Annotated in this window: 27 protein-coding genes, 2 pseudogenes and 1 riboswitch; of the genes and pseudogenes, 10 read left to right on the plus strand and 19 right to left on the minus strand. The window is 60.9% G+C overall.

Going from position 1 to position 24187, the window contains the following annotated elements; all coding sequences use genetic code 11:
* Positions 1–242 precede the first annotated feature (242 nt).
* The 4 genes from QN222_RS02370 to QN222_RS02385 all read right to left on the minus strand — a co-directional run bounded on the left by QN222_RS02370 (position 243) and on the right by QN222_RS02385 (position 3891).
* Positions 243–1193: an ABC transporter substrate-binding protein gene (locus QN222_RS02370; RefSeq protein ID WP_283965899.1), complete on the minus strand. Its 951-nt coding sequence runs from the start codon at positions 1191–1193 to the stop codon at positions 243–245.
* On the minus strand, positions 1190–2050 hold the full coding sequence (locus QN222_RS02375) for an ABC transporter ATP-binding protein (RefSeq protein WP_283965900.1): 861 nt from the start codon (positions 2048–2050) through the stop codon (positions 1190–1192). Before QN222_RS02375 ends, QN222_RS02370 begins: the two co-directional genes overlap by 4 nt.
* Positions 2051–2069: 19 nt before the next feature.
* A complete protein-coding gene (locus QN222_RS02380; RefSeq protein ID WP_283965901.1) occupies positions 2070–2480 on the minus strand; it encodes a DUF1636 family protein in 411 nt (136 codons plus the stop codon).
* A gap of 107 nt (positions 2481–2587) precedes the next feature.
* Positions 2588–2801, minus strand: a riboswitch (cobalamin riboswitch).
* A 208-nt stretch (positions 2802–3009) separates the two neighbouring features.
* Positions 3010–3891, minus strand: coding sequence for a LysR family transcriptional regulator (locus tag QN222_RS02385; protein ID WP_283965902.1), 882 nt, complete (start codon positions 3889–3891; stop codon positions 3010–3012).
* A gap of 153 nt (positions 3892–4044) precedes the next feature.
* Here QN222_RS02385 and QN222_RS02390 point away from each other — a divergent pair, with 153 nt between their 5' ends.
* Entirely contained in the window at positions 4045–4941 is an 897-nt protein-coding gene (locus tag QN222_RS02390; RefSeq protein ID WP_283965903.1) for a polysaccharide deacetylase family protein, read from the plus strand.
* 40 nt (positions 4942–4981) lie between these two features.
* Here the strand turns inward: QN222_RS02390 and QN222_RS02395 are convergent, their stop codons facing one another.
* Entirely contained in the window at positions 4982–6760 is a 1779-nt protein-coding gene (locus tag QN222_RS02395; RefSeq protein WP_284005209.1) for an SLC13 family permease, read from the minus strand.
* A 317-nt stretch (positions 6761–7077) separates the two neighbouring features.
* On the opposite strand from QN222_RS02395, the gene QN222_RS02400 reads away from it, so the two are divergent.
* From QN222_RS02400 to QN222_RS02415, 4 genes are all read left to right on the plus strand, one after another.
* Positions 7078–7368 (plus strand): hypothetical protein, encoded by a 291-nt coding sequence (locus tag QN222_RS02400; protein ID WP_283965176.1) that lies wholly within the window; start codon positions 7078–7080, stop codon positions 7366–7368.
* 62 nt (positions 7369–7430) lie between these two features.
* On the plus strand, positions 7431–7733 hold the full coding sequence (locus tag QN222_RS02405) for a hypothetical protein (protein ID WP_180937989.1): 303 nt from the start codon (positions 7431–7433) through the stop codon (positions 7731–7733).
* 26 nt (positions 7734–7759) lie between these two features.
* A complete protein-coding gene (locus QN222_RS02410) occupies positions 7760–8035 on the plus strand; it encodes a hypothetical protein (protein ID WP_336621000.1) in 276 nt (91 codons plus the stop codon).
* A gap of 159 nt (positions 8036–8194) precedes the next feature.
* A complete protein-coding gene (locus QN222_RS02415) occupies positions 8195–8485 on the plus strand; it encodes a hypothetical protein (RefSeq protein WP_283965190.1) in 291 nt (96 codons plus the stop codon).
* Positions 8486–8675: 190 nt separating this feature from the next.
* On the opposite strand, the gene QN222_RS02420 is transcribed toward QN222_RS02415, so the two are convergent.
* The 4 genes and pseudogenes from QN222_RS02420 to QN222_RS02435 form a co-directional block, all read right to left on the minus strand.
* Positions 8676–8924 carry a hypothetical protein gene (locus tag QN222_RS02420; protein WP_180937990.1) on the minus strand — a complete coding sequence of 83 codons (249 nt, stop codon included), beginning with the start codon at positions 8922–8924 and terminating at the stop codon, positions 8676–8678.
* 289 nt (positions 8925–9213) lie between these two features.
* A complete protein-coding gene (locus QN222_RS02425; protein WP_283965178.1) occupies positions 9214–9552 on the minus strand; it encodes a DUF1515 family protein in 339 nt (112 codons plus the stop codon).
* Positions 9545–9811, minus strand: coding sequence for a hypothetical protein (locus QN222_RS02430; RefSeq protein ID WP_283965179.1), 267 nt, complete (start codon positions 9809–9811; stop codon positions 9545–9547). Before QN222_RS02430 ends, QN222_RS02425 begins: the two co-directional genes overlap by 8 nt.
* 120 nt (positions 9812–9931) lie before the next feature.
* Positions 9932–10390, minus strand: a pseudogene (locus tag QN222_RS02435) (hypothetical protein); the annotation flags it as partial.
* Positions 10391–10470: 80 nt separating this feature from the next.
* On the opposite strand from QN222_RS02435, the gene QN222_RS02440 reads away from it, so the two are divergent.
* The 3 genes from QN222_RS02440 to QN222_RS02450 all read left to right on the plus strand — a co-directional run bounded on the left by QN222_RS02440 (position 10471) and on the right by QN222_RS02450 (position 12811).
* Positions 10471–10857 (plus strand): transposase, encoded by a 387-nt coding sequence (locus QN222_RS02440; RefSeq protein WP_283965180.1) that lies wholly within the window; start codon positions 10471–10473, stop codon positions 10855–10857.
* Positions 10854–11207, plus strand: coding sequence for an IS66 family insertion sequence element accessory protein TnpB (tnpB, locus tag QN222_RS02445; protein ID WP_283965181.1), 354 nt, complete (start codon positions 10854–10856; stop codon positions 11205–11207). Before QN222_RS02440 ends, tnpB begins: the two co-directional genes overlap by 4 nt.
* A gap of 68 nt (positions 11208–11275) precedes the next feature.
* On the plus strand, positions 11276–12811 hold the full coding sequence (locus QN222_RS02450) for an IS66 family transposase (RefSeq protein WP_283965182.1): 1536 nt from the start codon (positions 11276–11278) through the stop codon (positions 12809–12811).
* Positions 12812–12919: 108 nt separating this feature from the next.
* Here QN222_RS02450 and QN222_RS02455 read toward each other — a convergent pair whose 3' ends face one another.
* Both QN222_RS02455 and QN222_RS02460 read right to left on the minus strand, forming a co-directional pair.
* Positions 12920–13846 carry an alpha/beta hydrolase gene (locus tag QN222_RS02455; protein ID WP_283965183.1) on the minus strand — a complete coding sequence of 309 codons (927 nt, stop codon included), beginning with the start codon at positions 13844–13846 and terminating at the stop codon, positions 12920–12922.
* 46 nt (positions 13847–13892) lie between these two features.
* On the minus strand, positions 13893–14522 hold the full coding sequence (locus tag QN222_RS02460) for an SDR family oxidoreductase (protein WP_283965184.1): 630 nt from the start codon (positions 14520–14522) through the stop codon (positions 13893–13895).
* A 100-nt stretch (positions 14523–14622) separates the two neighbouring features.
* Here QN222_RS02460 and QN222_RS02465 point away from each other — a divergent pair, with 100 nt between their 5' ends.
* Positions 14623–15567: a LysR family transcriptional regulator gene (locus tag QN222_RS02465; protein ID WP_283965185.1), complete on the plus strand. Its 945-nt coding sequence runs from the start codon at positions 14623–14625 to the stop codon at positions 15565–15567.
* A 35-nt stretch (positions 15568–15602) separates the two neighbouring features.
* Here the strand turns inward: QN222_RS02465 and QN222_RS02470 are convergent.
* Positions 15603–15986: pseudogene (locus QN222_RS02470) on the minus strand (hypothetical protein); the annotation flags it as partial.
* A gap of 488 nt (positions 15987–16474) precedes the next feature.
* Here QN222_RS02470 and QN222_RS30295 point away from each other — a divergent pair.
* Positions 16475–17710 carry a glycosyltransferase family A protein gene (locus tag QN222_RS30295; RefSeq protein WP_336621001.1) on the plus strand — a complete coding sequence of 412 codons (1236 nt, stop codon included), beginning with the start codon at positions 16475–16477 and terminating at the stop codon, positions 17708–17710.
* Between the two features lie 107 nt (positions 17711–17817).
* On the opposite strand, the gene QN222_RS02480 is transcribed toward QN222_RS30295, so the two are convergent.
* The 7 genes from QN222_RS02480 to QN222_RS02510 form a co-directional block, all read right to left on the minus strand.
* A complete protein-coding gene (locus QN222_RS02480; protein ID WP_283965187.1) occupies positions 17818–17958 on the minus strand; it encodes a hypothetical protein in 141 nt (46 codons plus the stop codon).
* 111 nt (positions 17959–18069) lie between these two features.
* The gene (locus QN222_RS02485; protein ID WP_283965188.1) at positions 18070–18795 is read right to left on the minus strand and encodes an FkbM family methyltransferase; all 726 of its coding nucleotides are present in this window, start codon (positions 18793–18795) and stop codon (positions 18070–18072) included.
* A gap of 183 nt (positions 18796–18978) precedes the next feature.
* Positions 18979–19767, minus strand: coding sequence for a Stf0 family sulfotransferase (locus QN222_RS02490; RefSeq protein ID WP_283965189.1), 789 nt, complete (start codon positions 19765–19767; stop codon positions 18979–18981).
* Positions 19768–20124: 357 nt separating this feature from the next.
* Positions 20125–20310 (minus strand): hypothetical protein, encoded by a 186-nt coding sequence (locus QN222_RS30300; RefSeq protein WP_336621002.1) that lies wholly within the window; start codon positions 20308–20310, stop codon positions 20125–20127.
* A gap of 213 nt (positions 20311–20523) precedes the next feature.
* Positions 20524–21705, minus strand: coding sequence for a hypothetical protein (locus tag QN222_RS02500; protein WP_284005210.1), 1182 nt, complete (start codon positions 21703–21705; stop codon positions 20524–20526).
* Positions 21706–22014: 309 nt separating this feature from the next.
* Complete coding sequence (locus QN222_RS02505) at positions 22015–22701, minus strand: hypothetical protein (protein WP_283964220.1); 687 nt, start codon at positions 22699–22701, stop codon at positions 22015–22017.
* Between the two features lie 122 nt (positions 22702–22823).
* The gene (locus QN222_RS02510) at positions 22824–24182 is read right to left on the minus strand and encodes a tail fiber domain-containing protein (RefSeq protein ID WP_283964221.1); all 1359 of its coding nucleotides are present in this window, start codon (positions 24180–24182) and stop codon (positions 22824–22826) included.
* Positions 24183–24187: the final 5 nt, after the last annotated feature.

A 24187-nucleotide genomic window follows, 5' to 3' on the forward strand; every position in this document is an offset into this window, starting at 1 on the left:
TTGGAAATCATAGGGTTGCATAGCCTTCTTCATGCGGCCAAAGACGTAACGGGAGACGTCGCAGTCCGCCGCTCCCTGCCGCGACAACGTTCGGGAGCGTCGTGGTGCCGGCAGCAGGTGTGCCTCCTTTCTCCCGTCCAGCGGTTCCCGCGCACCTCATTCCTGTGCTTGTCACAGGAACGAGGTCAGTGTGGCCGCCCCTACGCAACTGACCTGGTAGGAGACCTCGACGCCACAGGCTCTCACATCGCCTCGGCATGAAAACTCTTGGCCAGCCGCCGGATCGCCTCGATATTGCGCGGGCCTGGGGTCGCCTCGACATAGTCGAGCACGACGAAGCGGTCGTTTTTCACCGCGTCCACGTTCTTGAAGGCCGGATTACTCTTCATGAAGGCGATCTTCTGCTCGGCGGTCACCTGCCCGTAATTGACGATCACCACAACTTCCGGATTGCGATCGATCACCGGCTCCCAGGAGATCTCCGTCCAGCTCTTCTCGACGTCGTCCATGATGTTGACGCCGCCGGCCGCTTCGATCATCGCGGTCGGGATGCCGTAGCGCCCGGAGGTGAAGGGCTTCTCCTCGCCGGAATCATAGACGAAGACACGCGCTGGCCGCCGCTGGGCGCCCTTGATCTCGGCAGTGATCTCGGCAAGCTCACCGCGATAGCCCGCGACCAGCGCTTCGGCGCTCTCCTCGACGCCGAAGATCCGGCCGAGGTTCAGGAGGTCGACGAACATGTCCTCCATCGTCGGCTTGCCCTTCGCCATGATGTGGATGCAGCTTTCGGTCAGCTCATAAACCTTGATGCCGAACGGCATGAGCGTTTCCGGGGTCACCTCGCCGCCGACCTTCATGCCGTAGTTCCAGCCAGCGAAGTAGAAATCGGCGTCGGCATTCAGCAGCACTTCCTTCGTCGGATATTTTTCCGCAAGCTCCGGCAGTTCCCTGACGCCCTCGCGCAAGCGCTCGTCCAGCGTCTTCCACCCCGAAACGCCGGTATAGCCGACCATCCGGTTCTGCAGCTTCAACGCCAGCATCATCTCGGTGAGATTGACGTCGTTGGAAACCGCCCGCTGCGGTGCCGCATCGAATGTGATCTCGCGGTCGCAGCTCTTGACAGTGACGGGATAAGCAAGCGCCGGGACGGCGGCGAGCACAAGCGCGCCGGCGGCAAAAAGAAGTCTCTTCATCGGGTGGCTCCTGTGGAACGGGAGGATCGCGCGGCGGGCATTGCGTCGGGCCGCGAGAGCGCGAAGGAAAAGCGGGAAACGTGGCCCGCGGCATCGGCATGCGCGGTGGCATGGACGCCGAAGGCGGCCGAAAGCGCCGCGGGCCTCAGCACGGTCTCCGGCGGGCCGAAAGCTGCAAGCCGCCCCTCCGTCAGGATCGCCACATCGGTCGCGAACTCGGCCGCGAGATTGATGTCGTGCAGCGTCGTGACGATCGTCAGCTTCAGCGTCTGCAACAGATCGAGGATTTCGAGCTGGTGGCGGATGTCGAGGTGGTTGGTCGGCTCGTCGAGGATGATGATCTTCGGTTCCTGGGCAAGCGCCCGGGCAATCAGCACGCGCTGCTTCTCGCCGCCCGAAAGCGTGGCGAACTGGCGGCGCGCAAGATGGGCAAGGTCGAGATGCTCGAGCGCATGCGCCACCCGCTCGCGGTCGCGATCGCTCCAGCCGCTGATCCCCTCGCGGCGCGGGATTCGCCCCATCATCACGACGTCGCGGACGCTGAAGGGAAAATCGCCCGGCATTTCCTGCAAGACGACGGCGATCGTCCTTGCCGCCTCACGCGCACTCATCCCCCAGAGGTTCACGCCGTCGACCTCGATACGACCGGCGACCGGCTCGACCGCCCGATAGAGGCAGCGCAGTAGTGAGGTCTTGCCGGCGCCGTTCGGGCCGATGATCGCGAGCCGGTTGCCCGGCGCGATGGAAAAGCCGATGTTGCGGACCAGCCGAAGGCCGGCGCGCGGTCCCCACTCCAGGCCTTCGACGCGCAGGCTGGCGCCTGCGCCCCGCTGCAAGCAACTGAATTCGTCGCTCATGAAAACGCCCTCCCCGTGCTCACTGCAGCCGCCCCGCGGTCTCCTCGGAAACGAGGAGCGCCGCCGGAATGCGCGCAAGGCCTTTGCCCGCCGGGCCCAAGGCGGGACGCGGAAAGGCATCAAACGCCTGACCTTCGGCACAGGCAGCGGCGAAGCTGACGAGATCGTCTATGTCTTCATCCGGCGAGATGTCGCCGAAGAGATAGGTCGCCCTGCCGGTCGCTTGGAAGGCGATCGTGCACGGCCGCGTGCAGGCCGTCATTGCCACCGTGCCGGCGATGGAGAAATCCTGGTCGAGAGGTCGGCCGAGCGCGGAAACGCTGCGGTTCAACTGCGCGAGCAGCTCGGCGCCGGGTCGGCACGGGCCTCCCGTGAAGCGGCAATCGGTGCAGAGGGTTATCTTGTGCTGTCGCAAGTCTGAATTCGCCATGGCTTGTCTCCGCCGGGCTGGGCCGGAGAGAAAATGGCGAAGATGCAAGGAGACGGTTGCCCGCCAAGCAGTAGCCAGTTCTTTTCCATCGGAACACCCCGTCCGTTGTGGTTGATCGGTTCGATGGCAGGTCTCCTGGCTCGCGGGTCGCCGCGCATCCACGTCTTCCCGGCTGTTCGCCAGTGACATGGTGTGAATGCGCTTTCCGCTCACAGTTGCGGGGGCAGCCACGGTTTCGGCCCCTCCTGGGTCGTCCTCACCGTGTTCCCTTTTCAGCCGCTTCCGGATCACGAAAGCAGCACCATCGCGCTCTTGGTGGCATGAATCGCGCCCCGAGGCAACCGGTGGACGAAGGGCGAAAGGAGATATCAACATGGGTGGGTAGCTCGTTGAGTGGCTGCGTTTCGTTACTAAATAACATTACATCACGCAAGACAGAAACGACGTCGCGAGCGCTTTGTCACAGAAATCCCGCGGCCGACGTCCTTGGGTGCCGGAGACGCTTGACAACGTGGGCCAAGCGCCCGCCTCACACCGAAAACAGGTTCTCCGCCATGAAATCCACGAAGACCCGAAGTTTGGGTGAAAGGTAGCGGCTCGAAGGCCAGAGGATCCGGAACGGTCCGGAATGTTCGACATGGTCGTCGAGCACGCTGACGAGCGTGCCGTCGCGAAGCTGGCGGCGGATGCCGACGTCCGGCAGGCAGGCGATGCCGAGCCCCTGCTCGGCCATGTAGATCAGCGGCTCGATGGTGTTGACGACCGCCGTCGTCGGCAACTCGATATCCCTCTCTCCGCGCCGGAGCGGCCAACGCTCGAACTTGCCGCTGGTCGCGTAGCGGTGCTGCAGGCACGCGTGGGATGTGAGGTCTTCCGGAGTTCGCGGCACGCCTCTTGCCGCAAAATAACCGGGCGAGCCGACGAGCATGAGCCGGAAGGTCCCAAGCGAGCGGATCATCAGCCGCGAGTCGCTGACCTCGCCGGCGCGCACGACCGCGTCGAAGCCTTCATCGATGACATCGACGAGCCGGTCGCTGAAATCGAGGTCGAGCTCGATCTCCGGATAGGCGCGCATGAAGGCCGTAAGCGCGGGCATCATCAGCATGCCGATGAGCGGCATGCTGACGCGCAGCTTGCCGCGTGGCGCGCCCTGCGTCTGGGCGATCTCCTGTTCGGCCGCCTCGACTTCCAGGAAGATGCGTCGGCAGCGTTCGAGGAAGAGCGCGCCTTCAGGCGTCAGCGTGATCGAGCGGGTGGAGCGATGGAAGAGCCGCACGCCGAGCCGTTCTTCCAACCGCGCCACCGCCTTGCCGATCGCCGATGACGATACGCCCAGTTGCCGCCCGGCGAGCGTGAAGCTGCGGGCGTCCGCCGCCTGGACGAAAGCGTTGAGAGATCCGAGACTGTCCATCCGCCAAACTCCATTTCGGACATTTTCGTCCGATGTGCTCGGAATTGTAGCGCATTTTTCCACGACTTCGAGTGGCTTACCTTCAACCAGCGCGGCAGATCGCCCTCTTCGGAAGGCCGCCTGCCGCCCATGATTTCACTGAAGGAGAAAGCCATGTCAGAGGTTTCAACGGCACCACAGCACCACGACCGTTTTGATTATTCCGCCATCATCGATCGTCCGCCGCTGCGCTGGCCGGGCGGTGCAAGGGTTGCGGTCTGGATCGTGCCCAATGTCGAGCACTTCCTGTTCGACCGTCCGTCCAGTTCGATCACGCAGTTGACCGCCGGCTTCGTGCCCGACGTGCTGAACTATTCGTGGCGCGATTTCGGCGCCCGCGTCGGCATCTGGCGGCTGATGGAGGTGATGGAGAAATACGGGATCAAGGGCACGGTGGCGCTCAATTCCGACGTCTGCGAGCAGTATCCGCGCATCATCGAGGCCGGCAAGGCGCTCGGTTGGGAATGGATGGGCCACGGCACCAACAACTCGACGATGATCAATGGCCAGCCGGAGGAAGAGGAGCGCCAGATCATAGGAACCGTGATCGAGACGATCGAGCGAAGCACCGGAAAGAAGCCGCGCGGCTGGCTGAGCCCGGGCCTCACGGAATCGCACCGCTCGCTCGACCTGCTTGCCGAAGCCGGCATCGAATATGTCGCCAACTGGGTCAACGACGAGCAGCCGTATCCGATGCGGGTGAAGAGCGGCTCGATCCTGTCGCTGCCCTATTCGGTCGAAATCAACGACTTTGCCGCCTTTCTCGAACAGGGTCAGAGCGGCGAGGCCTTTGCGCAGACGATCCGCGACCAGTTCGACGTGCTCTACGAGGACGGCGCGCAAACGGGGCGCGTGATGGCGATCTGCCTGCACCCGTTCCTGATCGGCCATCCTCACCGCAGCAAGCATTTCGCGAGCGCTCTGGCCCATATCACCTCGCGCCGCGAGGTGTGGCTGGCGACCGGCGGCGAGATCGCCGACTGGTACAGGAGGAACTATCTGAAGAACTGAGCCTGTTCCCGGACGGAACCCGCGACATACTTTCCCGGAATTAGTGCAGCGGCCAGACCAACATCAGCATCGGCACGGCGACGAGCACGATGACGATCGAAAGCGGCAGGCCGAGCCGCGGGTAGTCGCTGAAACGATAGCCGCCCGGCCCCATGACCAGCGTGTTGCACTGGTGGCCGATCGGGGTGAGGAAATCCGAGCCCGCGCCGATCGCCACCGCCATCAGGAACGCATCCGGCTTGTAGCCGAGGGCCGTCGCGAAGCTTGCGGCGATCGGCGCCATGACGAGCACGGTGGCGGCATTGTTGAGGAAGGGGGTGACCGCCATGGCGGCGATGAGGATGAGCGCAAGCGCGCCTGCGGGCGGCAGACTGGCGGCAATGCCGCTCAGCCAGCCGGCGATGAGATCCGAACCGCCAGTGGTGCGCAGCGTATCACTGACCGGGATCAGCGCGGCCAGCATGACCAGGATCGGCCCGTCGACAGCGCGGTAGACGTCGCGCAGCGGGATGACACGGAAGACGACCATGGCGAGAGCCGCCGCGAAGAAGGCGACCGGCACCGGCACGACGCCGACCGCCGTCGCCCCCATGGCGGCTGCGAGCACGAGCAGCGGCACGGTTGCGCGGCGAATGGTGCCGAGCAGGATTTCCCGCTGGGCGAGCGGCAGGCAGCCGAAATCCTGCAGGAAGGCCGGCAGGTCGCGCCGCGTCCCCTGCAGCACGACGATGTCGCCGGCCTGCAGCCGGATGCTGCCGAGGCGCTGCTTCAGCCGCTCGCCCTGGCGGCTGACGGCAAGCAGGTTGATGTTGTGATTGTTGAAGAGCGCGAGCCGCTGCGCCGACATGCCGATGAGCGGCGAGCCGCTGGCGATCACTGCCTCGATCGCTTCTATATCGGCCGGCGCCTTGCCGTTGGCGGATGCGGGCGAACGGTCGCCGGAAATCCTGAGCTTCGCCTGGGAGACGATACGGTCGAGCGCCGCCGGTCCACCTTCGAGCAGCAGGATATCGTCGGCCTCGATGATGGCGTCCGGCAGCGGTGCCAAATGCGTGCCGCGGCGGAAGATGGCGATGACGACCGCGCCGCCGTCGCCGAGCTTGACCAGGTTGACGAGCGGCTTGCCTATCATCGGCGAACCGGCCGCGACGACCGCCTCCGACGTATAGTCGGTGATCTCGATCGCCTGGTTGACGGAAACCTGCTGGCTCTTGCGCTCCGGCACCAGCCGATAGGCAAAAAGCAGAAACACCGCGCCGACGAGCGCCAACGACGCACCGACCGGGGTAAAGTCGAACATGGTGAAGCTCTCGCCGGTCAGGTCCTGCCGCATCCTCGACACGACGACATTGGGTGACGTGCCGACCTGGGTCATCAGCCCGCCGATCAGCGAGCCGAAAGCCATCGGCATCAGGAAAACCGAGGGCTGGACGCCTGACCGCCGGGCGAACTGGAAGGCGACCGGAATCATGATCGCCAGCGCTCCGATGTTCTTGATGAAGGCGGAAAGCACCGTGACGGTGACGACGAGAAGCGCGAGCTGCGACCTTACCGAGGTCAGGTCCGGCAGGAAGCGCTGGATCGCCGCATCGACAACGCCGGAGCGGGCGACGCCCGCGCTGACGATCAGGGCGCTACCGACGATGATGACGATATCGTCGCTGAAACCGGCAAAGGCGCGGTTGAATGGCACGATGCCGACCGCCACCGCAAGCATCAGCGCCGAACAGGCGATGATGTCGTAGCGGAAGCGGTCCCAGATGAAAAAAACCATCATGGCGCCGATGACGAGAAACGAAAGCGACTGTTCGGCGGTCATGAGCAATACCTGAAGCAACGCGGATCGTGCGAGAGCCTCTACTGCATTTTTCCTCCAATCGAAACCGATTGACGGAATAAAAACACGCAGCGGCGGGTCCGATCCACTACATCCTCCAAAGCGTCTATCGAACGCAATAGAGATCCCGACAAATTCGTGTCGCAGCGCCGTCCATCACCAGAAACTCAACCGAAACTCGTTGGTTCCTTTGACCGTTGTTGAAGAAAGAATAAGATGACGCAGCCAGTTTAACGTGTATCAACGGGCCTTCGCGCAACGGAGAGGGCGCAATCGCCGGAGCCAAGGAAAACGCAGCCATGCAGACCGCTCTGCACGCCATTTGCGCGGGTCTCCTGCTCGCCGCCTGCACCTCCACTGCCCCGCCGTCGGTCGGCTACTCTCGCAATCTCGAGCCCATTCCGGGCAGCATCACCTATGGCGGCCAGCCGCGTACGAAACTCACCAAGTCGCCGATCGGCAGCATCGTGCCGCACCGGTTCCGCGACAGTTTCGGCCGTCAGGTCTCCGAAACCTACGTCATCGAGCCTGACCGCTCCCTGCGTCTGATAAGCCGCCGCATCGACTATGACCTTTTGACCGACCGGTAAGAGGCTTGAGGAAATTGGGACGCAGTCCTCGCGCCGCGCCTCAAAGCATTGAGAGGATCGCCATGAAACATGCCTTGCCCGCCCTCTTTGCCGCCCTTCTGCTCGGCGCCTGCACGACCGCAACCACCCGACCGCCGTCTGTCGGCTACGGGCGCTATCTCGAGCCCATTCCCGGCAGCATCACCTATGGCGGCCAGCCGCGCACGAGGCTCACCAAGGCGCCGGTCGGCAGCATCGTGCCGCACCAGTTCTTCGACGATTTCGGCCACAAGGTCTACGAGACCTATGTGATCGAACCGGACCGCTCATTGCGGTTGGTCGGCCGCCGCATCGACTACGATATCTTCGGCGATATGGATCGTTGATTTCTCGGCACGGACAAGAGGACCGCATGATGAAAACAGCGTCTATCGCCTGCGCCGCCGCGCTCCTGCTTGCAGCCTGTACCACCACGGCACCCGAGGTGGAGCCGATTCCCGGCAGCATTACCTATGGTGGCCAGCCGCGCACGAAGCTCACCAAGGCGCCGGTCGGCAGCATCGTGCCGCACCAGTTCTTCACTGACGGCGGGCTGGCCCGGGAAACCTACGTGATCCAGCCGGACCGCTCGCTGAAGCTGATCCGCCGCCACATAGATTACGACTTCATCACGAGGCACTCCCGCTAGAGCGGGACGAGGAAAGGGGTATGCGGTCCTCCGGATCCCGCGTCTCCACTGCGCCTTAGAACGCGTTGTTTCGCGGCAGGCCGATGTTTAAGGCCTTCGGCGCTTCAACCGGGCCACATCGAGTAACGAGAAAAGACCATGAAGATCCCCCTGCCCGCGATGTCGCTTGCCATCCTGTCCACCATCCTGCTCGCTTCGAGCTTGAGCGGCTGCACCGCCACCGCCGTGACGGTCGGCTATTCGCCCTATCTCGAGCCGATACCCGGCAGCATCACCTACGGCGGCCAGCCGCGAACAAGGCTCAGGAGGGCGCCGGTCGGGAGCATCGTGCCGCATCAGTTCAACGATCGCGCGGGGCGCAGCGTCTACGAGACCTACGTGGTTGAGCCCGACGGCTCGCTGCGCCTCGTCGGCCGGCGTTACCGCTACGATTTCTTCGACTTCGACTGATTTCGCACGCCCGGCACCCCTCTCTGGAACCGCTGCCCGACGATGTGATTGCGCCCAAACGCGTCGCCGAACGCCAGGGCCACGCCGCATCCCAGAGGAAGCTCCGCCCCCGATCTTTCGGCGAAAGCCGTCTTCGCCGCCTCTTCGATGAAAGCGGGTCCGCGCCTGGCCAGGGAATGTCTGCCTCTGCTTACGAAAAGCCGGCCCGGCGGAACCAGTCCTTCACGCCCGCCAGCACGTTCGCCTGGGCCGCATCGAGCGTCGTGGCATGACGGAAATCGTCACTGCCGGTCCCGTTGCAATGCCAGATCGTCCAGGCCCAGTCTCCGCGCGCCTGGCGCTTCAGGACAAAGCCCATTTCATGGTCACCAAGTTTGGCGCAATAGGCATCCGCCCGTTTCTGCACCCATGTCAGATTGATGTCGGCGACAGTCACCATCCCCCTGGCCCTCCCCCCGGTGGAAAAGGTAACTGCAATCGCCTTGACCGCACCCATGAAATTTTAGGGAAACGGCATGTAGCCGGGGCGATATCCACAGCCATCGCGAGGCCAGCTAAGCCGCTGTTCGCGGCTTACGCTGGTTTCCAGGAAGACACAACCTGGACTATTGTTTTTCCGCGTTTTGCCGCAACCGCAGCACACGGCGCACCGGTCGCCGACGCGGCGGTATTCCTCCGAGTCGGCGACCCGGCACGCAACCGGATAACCAAGCCACCGGCATCACGATCTACCCGCCCCTGAGCAGCACAAGCATCCGCTTCGCCGCGTCCGCAAAGGTCACCCCGAGCGCAGCGCCACCGATGCCGATGACGCCGAGTGCGCCCATCCCCATCAGCTTCCATTTCCGCACATCCTCGGTCACCGGTTTCATGTCGGCGATGTCTTCCTTGGTCAGCGACATCGCGCCTTCGAGCGTGCCCACCCGCTCGAAGAGTTCGTCCATGCGGCGGATCGTCGAGGCGAGGCTTGCGTCCGCCCGGTCCTCAGCGCGCCGGAAATCCTCGCGCAGGTTCTTCACTTCGGCGATCAGCGTTCCGAGCTGCTGGTGAACGCCCGCATCAATCATCCCTGCCCCGCTCCATGTCTCTCGCATCATGTCTCTCGCATTCGGCCTTCGTCCACACGGCCGCGGCGCAAAGGCCGACCACGGTGCGGTCTATTCGGCTTTGGTCAGCAGGCGTTGCGCCGCGGGCGCCGGCAAGATCAGTGCCGACGACGCGTCTCAGGCCCGTCACATCGCCCGGCCCCGAAATCCCACACCCCGCCAGAACCAAGGCAGGCATCATAAGCGCGACGCTTCGCGTCAGCGCGGTCTGCTGCTTCATTGTTTTGCCTTTCGATTGCATGTCTCACTGTTTGCGCCCCCTCCTCGCGGATGGCGAGCACGGCCCAAAAGACGGCAGCAAGCACGAGACCGCCGCCAAGCATCTTTCCCCAGACCATCATCACTTGAGACCCAGCGCCTCACGCACGACCGGCATCGAGGAGATTGCGTAGACGGCGAAGCCTACGATCACCGTGAGGATCGCGAGTTGCACCCGCCAGTCGAGCGTCACGAGATTCAATTCCTTCAAGGCGGTGGCGACGCTGCCGCCGGCCGTCAGCAGCCAGGTCCAGAAGCGCCCCGATCTCGCGACGGCCTTGCGCGTCGAAGCTGGGCGCGATGCCGCCACCGGCACGGCTTCCTGCGTGACTGGCGCGGTCGAGGCTTCAGGCTTCGAGGGCCGTCGCGCCACGGCCAACACCTCCCGCAGCACGGCTTCGACCTTCTCTGGCCTGACCAGTGCCTCGTTGAGCCCATCACCGGCGTAATAGGATTGCCCGCGCTTCACTTCATGCTCATTGCCCCTGGTGTCGGCCAGCACCGGAAGCGACGCCCACTCCTGCGCCAGCCGTTTGCCGTAACCGGTGTCCCGGCTCCACGTTGTGGTCTTGGCCCTGATCTGTGATCGCCTATCCATGGACGCGCAACGGGAGTTTCTCCATGGAGACTACATGGGAGGTTCTCACGACCAGAAAGTCTGGACGTGAGGTGCATCGGCATTGGCCCGATGAAGTCAAGGCACAGATCGTTTCGGAGAGCCTTCGACCAGGCGCGATGGTGAATGAGGTCGCAGAGCGCCACGGCTTGAAGCCGAACCATCTCTCCACCTGGCGGACCATGGCGCGGCAGGGCAAGCTCGTTCTACCTGCACCCGAGGATGCGGTCGAATTCGCGGCCGTGATCGTTGATCCAACAGTTTCGGAGCCGCCGATCAAGAAGGCCAGCCGTCCCGAGATCATCGTCGGCTCTGTCACCATCCGTCTGGAAGAAGGCGCGTCCGTCGCCCGGATCGCCGCTGTAGCGCGTGCCTGCGCAGGTCCCGCATGATCTTTCCATCGAACCGCGTGCGGATCATGGTGGCGACCAAGCCTGTCGACTTCCGCAAAGGCCATGATGGATTGGCAGCGCTGGTAAAGAACGAGCTGCACAAGGACCCATTTACAGGGACAGTCTTCGTATTCCGGTCGCGGAAGGCAGACCGGCTGAAGCTGATCTACTGGGATGGCAGCGGTCTGGTGATGGCCTACAAGCGGCTGGAGGACCACACGTTCACTTGGCCAAGTATCCGGGACGGCCTGATAACCTTGGGACATGCCCAATTCGAGGCACTGTTTGCGGGGCTCGACTGGCGTCGGGTTCGTGCTGTTCAGGCAAGAGCGCCGACCGCAATCGAATAGGTGCGACACGATGACTCGGCTGGCAAATTCCGACGGTTAACCGAGACGGAATTTGATAACCTCCCACCATGTTGGAAGCGGTCGATCTGCCGGACGATATTGCTGCCCTGAAGGCGATGCTGATTGCGGCGCAGGCGCGTGAAGTCCGCAAGGATGAGCGGATCGAACGGCTGGAGAAGCTGGTCGCCGCCTTCAAGCAGACAGCCTTTGGCCGCAAATCCGAGAAGGCTGATCCCGAGCAATTCGATCTTGCGCTGGAAGACCTGGAAACGGCCATTGCGGCCGTCCATGCCGAAGACGATGCCGATGGCCCTTTGGGTAAACCGCACCCCAAACCACGCGCCGCCAATCGCGGCTCTCTTCCCGCCCACCTTCCTCGTATCGAGGAGATCATTGAGCCGGGAAGCTTAATCTGCCCCTGTGGTGGCGGCCTGCATTGCATCGGCGAGGACGTGTCCGAGCGGCTGGATGTCATCCCGACGCAGTTCCGTGTTATCGTCACCCGTCGTCCCAAATATGCCTGCCGTGCCTGCACCGACGGCGTAATTCAGGCTCCAGCACCTGCCCGACTGATTCACGCCGGGTTGCCGACCGAAGCGACTATCGCGCATGTGCTTGTGTCGAAGTACGCCGATCACCTGCCGCTCTACCGCCAAGCCCAGATAATGAGCCGACAGGGTATCGATCTTGACCGTTCCACGCTCGCCGATTGGGTCGGTCGGGCAGCGTTCGAACTACGTCCGATCTTCGCCGCTCTGATTGCCGATCTAAAACGGTCTTCGAAGCTGTTCATGGACGAGACCCGCGCACCGGTCCTCGATCCCGCCTCCCGCAAAACCAAAAACGGATACTTCTGGGCGCTGGCCCGCGATGACCGACCTTGGTGCGGTGGTGCTCCACCAGGTGTCGCCTTCACCTATGCTCCCGGCCGCAGCGGACTAAATGCTGAGCGGATATTACAAGGATTCACGGGCATCCTTCAGGTGGATGGCTACGCCGGATATAATCGCCTGATTGCTCCGGATCGCGTTGGACCGGACATCCGGCTCACCTATTGTTGGGCACACGCGCGGCGCAAGCTGGTCGAGATCACCCGCACTGGGTCTGCGCCGATTGCCGAGGAAGGCGTGAGGCGGATCGGCGAACTCTATCGGATCGAGGCGGAGCTGCGCTGCCTTCCCGCCGAAGCTCGGCTTGTAGGAAGGCAGGAGCGATCCGCGCCGTTGATCGCAGACATGCGAACCTGGCTCACTCAGCATCGTGCCCGCGTCGCTGTTAAGTCGCCGCTTGGCGAAGCGCTCGCCTATATCGTCAAATACTGGGACGGCCTTTGCAGCTTCCTGACCGACGGCCGTATCGAGATCGACAACAACGCGGTCGAGCGAACCATCCGTCCAATCGCGCTGAACCGCAAGAATGCTCTCTTCGCGGGACACGATGCCGGAGCAGAGAACTGGGCGACCATCGCCTCGCTGATTGAGACCTGCAAACTCAATGCCGTCGAACCGCTCGCTTATCTGGCCAGCACGCTTACTGCCATCGTTAGAGGCCACAAGCAGAACCAGATTGAGGAGCTATTACCGTGGAATCATGTGGTGGCATGACGTGCGCCCAACGACCCTGATCGGCCGATATGTTCTCCGGAGGTGGATCATTTGCCCCATTTAAACCGCCCGGCGGGGCGCGATAAGCGCCCACGCCAAACGTATTTCTTAGAGGTTCGCTTTGTAGAACGGTATCAGCTTGCCAAGCGCGATGGCGACGGGTTCGGGCTTGTCGTAGAGGTCATAGTGTGACCAGCCTTCCGCCACGATCAGTTCCTTCTTCTTCGAGGCGGCACGCTCGATGATCTCGCAGCCGTCGCGGTATGCCCCAAATGCCCCCACCTGATCGCCGACGACAATGCAGAGCGGTTGTGTCAAGAGCACTTCGGCGAGGTGGAAGGCATCCCAGCCAACAGCGGCGGCCTGATGCGATAGCACGGAACGGTTCAACCCGTTTGGTTTCTGTCCGCGCGAGGTGCGATAGTAATCGGTCGCTTCCAATGGGTCGCGGTCTGTAACCCCGGCGGCGCGGGCCTCGTCAACTGAACCTGCAAGCAAATCATCGACATGTACCGCTCCACCACGCGCTTCGGCTGTGCGCTGCTTCGCCATCTTTTCCAGAGCGCCAATCGGGTCGAGATTGGTGAAGTTGCCGCGCATCAATCGTCCGTAGTTAGCGCCCGTAACCGTACCAACAGCCTTAATACGTCGTTCAGTCATGGCTGCATTAATGGAGTAGCCTCCGCCGCCACAAATTCCGAGGACACCTATCCGGTCTTCGTCGATGTAAGGCAGGGTCACGAGGAAGTCGGTGACATGCCGGAAGTCCTCGACGCGCTGTACCGGGTCCTCGATGGAGCGCGGCTCGCCACCACTTGCTCCTTGGAAGCTGGCGTCGAAAGCAATGACGACGAAGCCTTCCTTTGCCAATGCGGGAGCATACACGTTGCCGGAAGTCTGCTCCTTGCAACTGCCAATGGGGTGGGCGCTGATGATTGCCGGGTACTTGCTCGATTTGTCAAAGTTCGGCGGGAAGTGAATATCTGCTGCGATATCCCAGTACATGTCGTAATTGCGGATTTTCACGCTTTCCATGACTCTCTCCTGTTCTGTGGGATTTTGTGGGAGCTTTCATCTCGCTTCATATGAATGAGGGCTTCTTGCCGTCGGTTCCGGGCTTGCTGACGCCGAGGTTGCGGTTGCCGAGGGGAGTGCCATCCGCAATCAACTTTGCCACCAGCGCCGCCACGCTCTTGCGTGAGACCTCGGTGCCTTTGAATGGTTCCCGGCGCTCGGTGGTTTCGTAGCTCACCTCATCCGTGTCCATCAGCCAGGCAGGCCGCAAGATTGCATAGTCGAGACCGGACGCTTCAATCGCATCGGCTGCCCGACGATATGGCGGCAAGTAGCTTCCGATTTCGCGACGATTCCATGCGCCGAATTCGCCCGGAACCTCGTCATAGATGCCGAGCGAGGTTACGAAGATCAGGTGGTTCACACCTGCGGATCGCATTGCTGAGATGATCGCTTCAGCCTGTTTGTCCACGTCCCCGGCGAGGTTGGCGTAGATTACGTCCTGACCGGTCATGATGTCCTCCAACAATCTTTTGTCGAGGACATCACCTTGGACAACGCGAGCGTTGGCGGGCGCGTCAACCTTACTCGCGTCTCTTACCAATAGGGTCTGATTGACCGACGTATCTTGGCCGAACATCTTGACGACCCAGCGAGCAATCTGCCCACTCGCGCCTAGAATGAGAATATTCGTCATCGTCGCCTCCGATCATTCAATAAAACGAAGATATACCTGTGTCTGGCGATGACAAATCGGGGTATCCTTCAATCAGTTTGAAGTTGGACTTCATAGTGTGATGGATCGAAACCTGCTTCCCGCCATTTCCGCCTTCGCAGAAGTTGTCCGCGAGGGCAGCTTTTCTCGCGCGGCTATACGACTTGGGATATCGCCCTCGGCCCTGTCCCAGTCGATCCGGGCGCTTGAGGACAAGTTGTCGGTAAGACTGCTCAATCGCTCCACCCGCTCACTGTCCGTTACCGAGGAAGGCCGCAATCTGCTCCGCAATGTCGAACCTGCGCTGGCAGTCATTGCCGATGCCGTCACGAAGCTTGCAGCGCCCCAGGACCAGCCCGCCGGAGAAGTCCGGATCGACAGCTCACACTTTGCAGCGCATCAATTCCTTGCGCCGCATGTAGGGGAGTTCAGTCGCCGATATCCGCAGATTCGACTTGAGATGGTACTGTCGGACACGTTTAGCGATATCATTAGCGAGGGGTGCGACGCAGGAATTCGGCTTCGTGAAGCCGTGCGTGACACAATGGTGGCCATACCGATCAGCCCACCTCTCTCCATGGCGGTCGTGGCAACTCCAGACTATTTTGCTACCAATCCGCCTCCGGAAAACCCGTTTGATCTCGAACGTCACAATTGTATTCGCTTTCGACCCGGTCTTGGAGGCATTGCACCGTGGGAGTTCACCGATCCTGTGAATGGTGACGACTTCGCCGTCGATCCGGCAGGCTCGCTCGTTTCGAACAGCGATTCAATAATGCTCAGTGCAGCATTACAGGGTGTAGGGATGATTATGCACTTCGATTTAGCGGTGCAAAAATACCTCGCCACCGGCGGTCTGATACGCGTGCTGGAAGCCTGGTGTCCGCCATTCGATGGTTTCGACCTCTACTTGCCGACACGTTTGCAGATGGCTCCAAAGCTGCGTGCCCTCATTGATTTCTTCGGCGAGAAACGCAGTGCCGTGCCGGGCACATGGCAACCGCGTCCGGCTCGAAACCGATCATAGAAATTCAGTCGAGGGTGTGAGTGCCACACCGCTTACCGTTTGCCGAATTCGATCAGCGACAATTCGCCAGCCACGAACGCCGGATAGCCGCGGCGTTTCAGGAGGTGAAACCCCAGCCGGTCCTGCAAATCCGGCGTGAAGATATCGCTTTCCTCGATCGAGGGGATTTCCTTCGCGAGACCGATCAGCGTGGCCCGCATGAACTGGTAGGCACCGGCGGCGCTGGAGCCATGGCTCTTCGACCAGGACTTTTGCGCCCCGACGATATCGCCGAAGCTCATCGTCGTCAGCGGCTGCTTCAGCCTGTTCTGCCTGTTGGCATAGATCACGTCATAAGAAGCGCGGTCCTTCCGCCCGACCTCGGTCTCCCGAATGAAGTCGAGCAGAACCGCCGCGCCGGCAGGCACGGTTTTGTTCATTTTGGTTTTTTCCTTCATTGGTAACAGGACCGGCCGTATTAGGCCGATTGTGTGCGTGGCCGTCGCTTGTGTCCCATCTCAGCCGTCGCGGCAGGGGAGGACGGTTAGAGCCTGGCGCCGTGCATCCACCGAGCGACAGGCCTCGCTGTCCCGCCAAAGGTTCGCAGCCTCCGACCACATAGCTCCAATCTGCTCGTCAGACCGGCGGGGTCCTTAAATTCACGAAAGACAAGCCTGACGTATCACCACGGATTAGCTGCCGAACGACACCAGTTCTTCGTTGAGCATCACAAGGCGATTTCGACTCTCTTGAGCCTCGATCCGCAGCGCATCGATAATCGTTGGAAAACGTCGGTGACGGCCGTCGCATTCCATTTGTGATGGCCTCCCGCTTAACGAGAAAATTTCGGTTAACTCAATGAATACGGTTAGCTGACAAGCATGTCCTGCTGCACTATCTGTGGTCGAAAGTTTCTGGGGCGATTGAAATGCACGATAGAGTGAAAAGACCTCTCTTTACAGTCGTAATCCCTACTCGCAACCGGCCCGAATACCTCCTAGACGCGGTCGCGAGTACCTGCAAGCAGACGTTCGACGACTGGGAAATTGTTCTGTCGGACAACTCTGATCCAGAGATCGCGGCGGAGAACCAGATTGCGATCGAGGCTATCAAAGACGCTCGCATCAGATACGTCCGCCCGCCATCGTTCCTCCCAATGGCTGATCATTGGGAATGGGCATTCGGGCAAACGCGCGGTCAATACGTTGGAGTGCTCACGGATCGAATGGCGCTGAGACTGTACGCGCTTGAGCGGCTGGCAAGCACCATACGCCGCCGGAGGCCGACAGCGATATGTTACCAGGGACAAAATGCGCAAGACCTGCCCCGCTATCGGTCCATAAGGACAAACCGCCACTCGGGAACCGAGCGTGAGATATCGAGCACTTCGAAGCTCCAAGAATTTTCGAGAGGCGAGATGAAGAAAGACTCGCCGCGGGGACTAAATTCCTTCATTCGCGCTGATGTTATCGATGGCATCCGCCAAAAACGCGGCAAGCTCTTCGGGGGCCTCGCGCCTGATTACTTCCTGACCTTCGTGCTGATGGATCACGTCGAAACGTATGTCTCTCTCGAGCTCCCTCTCCTCGTTGTCCAGGGCGAGCACCTGAGCAACGGCAAAGCCATCTCCACGGGGAACTCGAACGCAGCGACCACAGAATTTCTCTCCCTTGTGCAACGTGAGCAATCCGAATTTCTCAAATTTGGCCCCATCCCAGGCGATACCTCCCTGTTGCCAAACTGGATATTGCGCGAATACGTCGCGGTAGCATCTGAAAGTACGACGGGAAAGTTTGCGCCTATCTTGCCGGAAAGCTTCTACAAGGAGACGGTGAAGTATGCCGTCAACCTCGCCAACTCTGGCAACCTGTCCAGTGCAGCACGAAAAACACTCGACGCTTATGCTCGCGAGCATGGACTGTCGACGCTTGATATTCCGTCGAACAGTGAACGAAGGGTGAGTGAAGACGCCATCTCGGGCGGCGCGGCCATACTTACGGTCCGTCGCTGGTACGAAGCACTAATGCTGCGGCTACGGCTGAAGCGGACCGTCTCAGGCAAAGACCTACCGAGTGTCCTCGCCCGTGATTGCGACGTCTCTCGCCACCAAGTGATCAGAATGAAAAAGAGTGATCCCCGCGTAACTGCCGGCGCAACAACCTGAGAACGCTTTTTTCAGGCCAGGCCTGTACGCACCGATCCGTGAAAACGTCGCGTAACCTTTCCGGAGTAGAACACGGGGCGGGATTGCGGGGCACCGCAGTTCCGCAACTACCATTCAATCACGACTTGGGCCACCGAGGCGCCCAAAACCAAGCCAAAAAGGATTTTCACAACAAGCAAATCCGTCTGTAACCGTTCCTGCTTCTTGTGCATTCGTCGCAAAAGCTCGGCAAAAAGGTCGTCCTCCATTCCGGTTCCTCCTTCGGGGCGGTGCGGTTGGTCGCATCAGCGGCCTGCAACGCAAATCATTTTAGCGCAATGAGATCTCGCTGTTTGCCGTCAGCCACTTCTCTGACCAGGTCAAAGCCATTCAACGGCTCTCCTTCGGAGGTGTAGAAACGGGAGAAGTGTCGCTAAGATGTCTCCGATCTGCTTGACATCATACTTGCCTATGATCTGCGGTGTGATCTCGATACATAGCCCCTCGGCGTGGTTGGAGAGGTAGTCTGTCGCGCCGCGAAGAACGCTCAATTCAAATCCTTCTGTGTCGATCCACAAAAAGCCAGGTCTTTGTGGAAGGACGTCATCGAGTTTGACGACATCGACCTCTTCGACCCCATCGCCAAAGTTCTTCACGAAAGAGTGCCGGCCGATGCTCGAAAGGTTCAGGTTGATGGTGGCCTTCCCTGGAACCTCGCCTACCGCCTGCTTCCGTAAATCGATCGCCAGGCCCGAAAGGTTTTTCTCTAGGAGATCGAAGTTTCCCTTCACGGGCTCAAATGCGATGATGTCGCGAAAACCACAGGCATGCGCGTTAAGACAGCTTGTTCCGATGTTGGCGCCTACGTTAACAAAACAGACGTCTCGCCTGGAATAGAGTCTTTGAAGAACCTCAAACAACCCGAACTGGAAGCTGCCTTCTTCAAGAACGGCTTCCGATATGCTACGGCCTCTGACGTCCAGTAGGATGGGATATTTACCGAGATAGTCGAGCCGCAGCGCTGTAACGCCAGCAGATTTACACGCTGAAAGAAGAATGTCCGGCCGGCGACTTGAAAGCTCGACCCAAAGGCGGCCGATATACATGTCCCTCTTATGGGGAAACAGCAACGCCTTAAGTAGATCGGTTATCACGTCATGCCTCAGTTCGTTGACCTCATTTGCGGCGTGCTATCATCGCGGCCCCGCCGCCCCCCACAAGTCGGGTCAAAGCCGCGAAGCGGAATTATTCCCATTGTTGGAACGAAGACGCGGATGGTACCCCGGGTATTATGTGAATGAAAACGGATGATCGCCGCGCAACCGCTTGCGCAACAACCTGACAACGTTCTTCAGAGCTGGCCTGAATTCCTTTCGTCGATCGTAGCTCATCAGGGGGCTTTTCGTGAGCAGATCATGCTGGAACCGAGTTATCCATTCTTCAGTAATCGCATCACGCTGGATCTGATAAGACGAAGAATATTCCGGCAATTCGACCTCAAGTTGACGAGCAACTGCGCTCATGAACGGAGAGGCATCGCCAACAACTTCTTCATATATGAATGTCTGATGCTGCAGATCAGGGCTTAGTTCCAAATAGCTCCGCCAGAACGAATTGCTTTCTTTGATGTAGAAGAAGCAACGCGCCAGCTCATCGAAATCATATTCTGCTTTGCCTTCACTGGGGCGGCCGGAATGCCATTGCTTTGTCTGCCTGCCGCGCAAAAGCGAGACTGCTTGCCGCATGCTGTCGCGGCGCTCGAGGTGGAATACAGACACGTCGTGTTCAACTCGACAAACATTGACGAAATCGTCCCCGTAGCGCTCAGCGAAAGCAAACAGATGGCGGGGAAAGATCTTGATGGCAAAACGCCCGTTCTCGGTCGATGCTGCCTTGATCACAGCGTCCGCATATTCGATCTTTGACTTGGCCTTCATGCTCGACCCGAGGATGCGGGGGGAAAGCCACTCATTGGAACGGCCCATGACGCCCGTGCTATCGGTCAGCGAGCCCAGCCAACTCGATCCACTCCGGCCTTCTGTAAGTAAAAGATACCCACGCAATTCTTCACCTCTCACGACCACAACTCGCCTGCTTCGGCGAGTTTGTGGTTCTTGTCAAAAGCTACTACCAATCAGACCCGGGGAAACGAGGCAACAAAAAAGGCCCCACGGCCGAACCCGCGGGGCACGTCGCATTGACTTTTGGTCCCGACATGCGGGATATCGACAACCCACTCGCGAGATGAGCGATGACGTCCATGGCACGATGCCATTGGATTCCTGTCATCGAGAACTCGCCCGAATCAAGCGGGTCTTCGATCGCCCCGGCCATGTAGGCAAGCCCGATCAAGCCGGTGTGGCAGCCCCGGGGTATGGGCGGCATAATCGTCGTCAGCTTGTAGGTCACAGCGATGCCTCGTGAGGGCCGGAGGCTCAGAGGCCGAGAGCCGCCGTCCACATGGAGTCGATCCGTTCCTCGGTCAGGCCGAGAGCGGCGCCGACAGACGCGATCAGTGGGTGCATACGATTGAATATGGAGGCGAACTCCCATTCAATCCGGGCGGATTCTTTCTCCGCGCCGTCGGGCATTGCCTCGATGATGGCGCCAACTTGGCCCAAGGTGAACCTCGTTGTTGATCAGTCCGAAACGGAGCTGCCGCGCGGGGAGCGGCGGCATCCCGGCGCGGATCTCTTGCGGGGTCGGCGGAACGTAGTCCTGAATGGGAAAGTCAGGATTGTCGGCCATCCATTGCCGGAGAACAGGGTTTAGGCCGTGCGGATCGCGGGGCCCGACAAAGGAAACGGCATCGTAAGTGTCGCCTTCCAAGTCGGTCAGGTTGCAGAAGACGGCAAAATGTTCGGATCTTTCGTTTTCCTGATCGCAGAAACGGTGTGCACCTGCGGCTGTGCTGTCGTGATCATGGTTAGGCCACCCGTTGGAGGATTGATCGGTCGGCCGTGACGATGCCCCCGCGACCGCCAAGTTCCGGTCAGAGCAGTGCCAGCGCTGGCGAACCCGTCGTAGACGTATTGCGTGACGTCAGCGGTGTTCAGGCATGGAACGATTAACCCGTTCCGAGTTGGAAGAGCCGGTGTGTAGCAGCCGATGATATGGCCGAGCGGGAAGCTCGTCGTGTTCGCGCTCGTCGTCGTGGACACTTCGGCCGCGATGAACCCGAGCGAATGCGTGTGGCTCGCCGCGGTGACGGTATCCGTCGTGGAGTTTGTGATCGGAGAAGGCGTCCCGAGCGTGAGCGTCCGGTTTGCGGATAGATCGCCACCGCCGGTTAGGCCGTTACCAGCCGTGAGGGTCAGCGTGGTGGCTGGCGCCCCGATCGAGGCGCGGGCAGTTGCGCCGCTCTCCGCTACCCAAGTTGTGCCATTGCCGACGATGAAATTGCTGTTGGTCACCGCCAGGTTTGAAATGGCGGCAAGACCGGCATCATAGGCCTGGACGTTTGTACCGATCGCGAGGCCAAGCGTCGCTCGCGCCGTCGCCGCGTCGGCATCGTCGAGGAGCGTGCGGGAGAAAGCCGTGAGAGGGGTGACCGTATAGCTGTCTGCCGCCGTCGTATAGATCATGCGGTCGGCGGCCGTCGTCAGCGCGGCAATCGACTGAAGCCCGGCGTCGAACGCCTGGACGGCGGTGCCGATGGCGACGCCGAGGGTGGCCCGCGCGGTCGCCGCATCGGCGTCATCGATCAGCGATCGGCCGAACGGCGTCAGCGCCGTGGTCGCATAGGCGTCCGCCGCCGTCGTATAGATCGTCTTGTCGGCACCGGTCGCAAGCCCGGCGATAGAGCTCAGCGCCGCGCTTGCGGCCTGCGCGCCGAGTGCCGTGCGGGCGGCGCTGGCGCTTGTGGCGCCGGTGCCGCCCGCGGTGATCGGTCGCGCGGCATTGGCATCGGCCGTGAGGTCGTCGATCAGCGCATTATAAGGCACGCTTTGGATCGTCGTGTTCGGCACCCCCTTCGTGCCGGCCGGTGGGGAATAGACTCCGCCTGTTCTTGGCAAGATAGCCTCCATAAAAAAGCCTCCCGATGGGAGGCCGCAGAAAATGGAAATGGTTCGATTTCGGGCGGGATCGCCTTGAGGATATCGCGCCCGTCGTTGCGCGCGCAAAAGCGTCGGGTCAGGTGACGAACCCGAAAAGAACGTATGCAACGATACCGCAGATTACCGGATACAATTTCCCCGATATTCTTATGTTAAATTTGGCGAGCAGCCAGTCGATGAGCGTCAGCACGACGTAAATACCGATAGCTGCGTAAATCTTCTGCATATCGTCTCCGAAGAAATTTGAACGCTGATCCCCAAGAGAGATCATCGCAAGCCGCTGAGATCACCCTTGAAGCCGTTCCGAGCCCCAATCATGCCACCACCATAAGCTCCAGTATAGTAGCCCGCCAAACCACCTGCCGCGCCGCCAATTCGACTCGCGTGCGGGCCGTAGTGGCTGCCAATCGTCGCGCCGATAAGTCCACCGATCGCGCCCCCAATCCGCCCGAGATGTGGGCTCTCGCGCAGGCCGCCGCCTTGCGTTGTTTGCTCGCCTGGTTGTTGCTGCCGAGAAACTTCACGTCGTGGCTGGAAGTGTTCCCAGGCATTTGGCTGAAAGGCGCGAGTATCGTACAGCTCCGTGCCGGACTGAGGTTCCCCTCCAAAAGTCGGATCGAAATAAAAGCGGTTCCCCATCGAAGACCCGACGTTGGCAGGCGGCAACCTCTGGCTAGGCCACGGTTCTTCGTGGGAGACAGAAACGCTGCGCGGCATCACTGATTGGCGGAGCGCTGCAGCGCCTGTCTTGTCTTGAGCGCCAAGCCCCTCCCTTGCCGTGTTATCCCGGCGCCGCGGCGCATCCGCAAAGGCCGCACCGGCGACCGCATCGCTCAGCGAATGCATCGCGGTCGCCTGCGGCTTCCCCTCCATCAATCCTGCTCGGACAAAGTCCGCTTGCTGCCGCCTGCGCGGCAAATTGCCTTTCCTGTTTCCAAGTCTCGCCGGATCCACCGATATGCTCCTTGCTTGCGGCCGCAGGCTTAATTGCGGGCCGCCTGATTTTGATAAAGGCACGCGTGTTGCTGGCGTGAGTGGTCTTCCGAAATCCCGCGCCTGAGTTTGGGGAAACATCCTTACCGCTGCTTCCGATCCCTCTTCCCCGCCGAAAAAAGCCGGCCGTAGTCCACTCGGCGCATGCCGTCCGGCCCGCGGATCACCGCGTCGGGGCGGCTCTTCTCCACCTCCTGCGCCATCACGCCGATATGCTTCGGCCCGGATGTCGGTTCGCCCTTGTAGCGGAACTCGTAGAGGTTGTGCCCCTTGAGCTTGCCGACCTTCTCGATGTTCTTCTTGGCGCGACGGTCGGACTTCGGAAGAAAGCCGAGCAGGGAATCGATGAGATTGCCGCCCGCCTGCTGCCGGGCGTTATAGGTCGCCATCTGATTCTGATAGTTCTGCTGCACCAGCCCGGCATAGTCGACCGGCTGGATCGACTGGCCCTGTGTCGGCACGAAGTTCGGGCTCGTCACCTGCCCGCCTGCAAGCAGCGCCGAAATCTCGTTGATCGGCTGGTTGCGGCTCGCATACTGCTCGTTCAAATAGTTGGCGCGGGCCGTGTTCTGGGCGTTGATCCGCGCCTGCTCGGCATTGAAGCTCTGATCCTTCAGCGCATTGTTCGCGGCCGTCGCCGACTGGCTGTTCTGGTGCATCTGCTGCTTGGCGTTGTTGCCGAAATCGGCGTTTTGCAGTGCCTGACCATAGGCCTGCGCCTGCGCCGCATTCTCGAAGCTCGCCTTCTGGTTGGCGAGGTTGGCAAGCCGCGTCTGCTCCTGGCCGGCATTCAGCGCCGCGGCGATGCGGGCGTCATTGGACGTCCGGTTCGCCTCGTCGACCGCTCGGTTATAGGCCTCTGAGCCCGGCTGCAGGCCCTGGTTGGCAAGCCGCGTTTCCAGCGCCGCGCGGTCGCGATCGAGCTGCGGGTTGAGCCGCGCCATCAGGGCGTCTTCGTATTTCGAGGTGTCGAAATCCGTCTCGTAGCTGCGGGTAATGTTGCCGGCATTGCCGACGGAGGTTGCAAGCTCCGGTCCGCCGGAAAACTGCTGGTATTGCGGGAGCTGCAGCTTCGAAGAGTCACCGGCGGCCGGCGCCTTGGAAATATCCATCGGCTTGCCGAGCAGATCGTTGAGCCGGCTCGATTGCGAAGTGGCGAGCGTCGCAAGATTGAGGCTCGCCGCATCGTTCTGATCCTTGATCGCCTTCTGTGTCTTCGAGAGCGTCTGCGTCGCCGTCGCCACGGGCACGTCGTAGACATTCCCGCTCAAGGGATCGGTCCATTTCTGCTTCGTGTAGCTGTAGGTGAGGCTGCCATCCGGCGTCACCTGGTTGACATTGCCCATGTATCCGTTGGCAACCGCCGTGCCGATATTGGTCGCGGTCTGTGCCGCCGCCGTCGCCTTCGGATCGGGGGGCGTGGGAGCTTTTGATTTTCCGATAGCAC

This window comes from Sinorhizobium sp. 6-70 (genome assembly GCF_030124375.1).
GTDB lineage: Bacteria > Pseudomonadota > Alphaproteobacteria > Rhizobiales > Rhizobiaceae > Sinorhizobium.

Excerpts from the sequence above, each read along its gene's own strand:
- QN222_RS02370 (WP_283965899.1), bottom strand. The coding sequence starts at position 1,193 with ATGAAGAGACTTCTTTTTGCCGCCGGCGCGCTTGTGCTCGCCGCCGTC.
- QN222_RS02375 (WP_283965900.1), bottom strand. The coding sequence starts at position 2,050 with ATGAGCGACGAATTCAGTTGCTTGCAGCGGGGCGCAGGCGCCAGCCTG.
- QN222_RS02380 (WP_283965901.1), bottom strand. The coding sequence starts at position 2,480 with ATGGCGAATTCAGACTTGCGACAGCACAAGATAACCCTCTGCACCGAT.
- QN222_RS02385 (WP_283965902.1), bottom strand. The coding sequence starts at position 3,891 with ATGGACAGTCTCGGATCTCTCAACGCTTTCGTCCAGGCGGCGGACGCC.
- QN222_RS02390 (WP_283965903.1), top strand. The coding sequence starts at position 4,045 with ATGTCAGAGGTTTCAACGGCACCACAGCACCACGACCGTTTTGATTAT.
- QN222_RS02395 (WP_284005209.1), bottom strand. The coding sequence starts at position 6,760 with ATGACCGCCGAACAGTCGCTTTCGTTTCTCGTCATCGGCGCCATGATG.
- QN222_RS02400 (WP_283965176.1), top strand. The coding sequence starts at position 7,078 with ATGCAGACCGCTCTGCACGCCATTTGCGCGGGTCTCCTGCTCGCCGCC.
- QN222_RS02405 (WP_180937989.1), top strand. The coding sequence starts at position 7,431 with ATGAAACATGCCTTGCCCGCCCTCTTTGCCGCCCTTCTGCTCGGCGCC.
- QN222_RS02410 (WP_336621000.1), top strand. The coding sequence starts at position 7,760 with ATGATGAAAACAGCGTCTATCGCCTGCGCCGCCGCGCTCCTGCTTGCA.
- QN222_RS02415 (WP_283965190.1), top strand. The coding sequence starts at position 8,195 with ATGTCGCTTGCCATCCTGTCCACCATCCTGCTCGCTTCGAGCTTGAGC.
- QN222_RS02420 (WP_180937990.1), bottom strand. The coding sequence starts at position 8,924 with ATGGTGACTGTCGCCGACATCAATCTGACATGGGTGCAGAAACGGGCG.
- QN222_RS02425 (WP_283965178.1), bottom strand. The coding sequence starts at position 9,552 with ATGATTGATGCGGGCGTTCACCAGCAGCTCGGAACGCTGATCGCCGAA.
- QN222_RS02430 (WP_283965179.1), bottom strand. The coding sequence starts at position 9,811 with ATGAAGCAGCAGACCGCGCTGACGCGAAGCGTCGCGCTTATGATGCCT.
- QN222_RS02440 (WP_283965180.1), top strand. The coding sequence starts at position 10,471 with ATGGAGACTACATGGGAGGTTCTCACGACCAGAAAGTCTGGACGTGAG.
- tnpB (WP_283965181.1), top strand. The coding sequence starts at position 10,854 with ATGATCTTTCCATCGAACCGCGTGCGGATCATGGTGGCGACCAAGCCT.
- QN222_RS02450 (WP_283965182.1), top strand. The coding sequence starts at position 11,276 with ATGTTGGAAGCGGTCGATCTGCCGGACGATATTGCTGCCCTGAAGGCG.
- QN222_RS02455 (WP_283965183.1), bottom strand. The coding sequence starts at position 13,846 with ATGGAAAGCGTGAAAATCCGCAATTACGACATGTACTGGGATATCGCA.
- QN222_RS02460 (WP_283965184.1), bottom strand. The coding sequence starts at position 14,522 with ATGACGAATATTCTCATTCTAGGCGCGAGTGGGCAGATTGCTCGCTGG.
- QN222_RS02465 (WP_283965185.1), top strand. The coding sequence starts at position 14,623 with ATGGATCGAAACCTGCTTCCCGCCATTTCCGCCTTCGCAGAAGTTGTC.
- QN222_RS30295 (WP_336621001.1), top strand. The coding sequence starts at position 16,475 with ATGCACGATAGAGTGAAAAGACCTCTCTTTACAGTCGTAATCCCTACT.
- QN222_RS02480 (WP_283965187.1), bottom strand. The coding sequence starts at position 17,958 with ATGGAGGACGACCTTTTTGCCGAGCTTTTGCGACGAATGCACAAGAAG.
- QN222_RS02485 (WP_283965188.1), bottom strand. The coding sequence starts at position 18,795 with ATGTATATCGGCCGCCTTTGGGTCGAGCTTTCAAGTCGCCGGCCGGAC.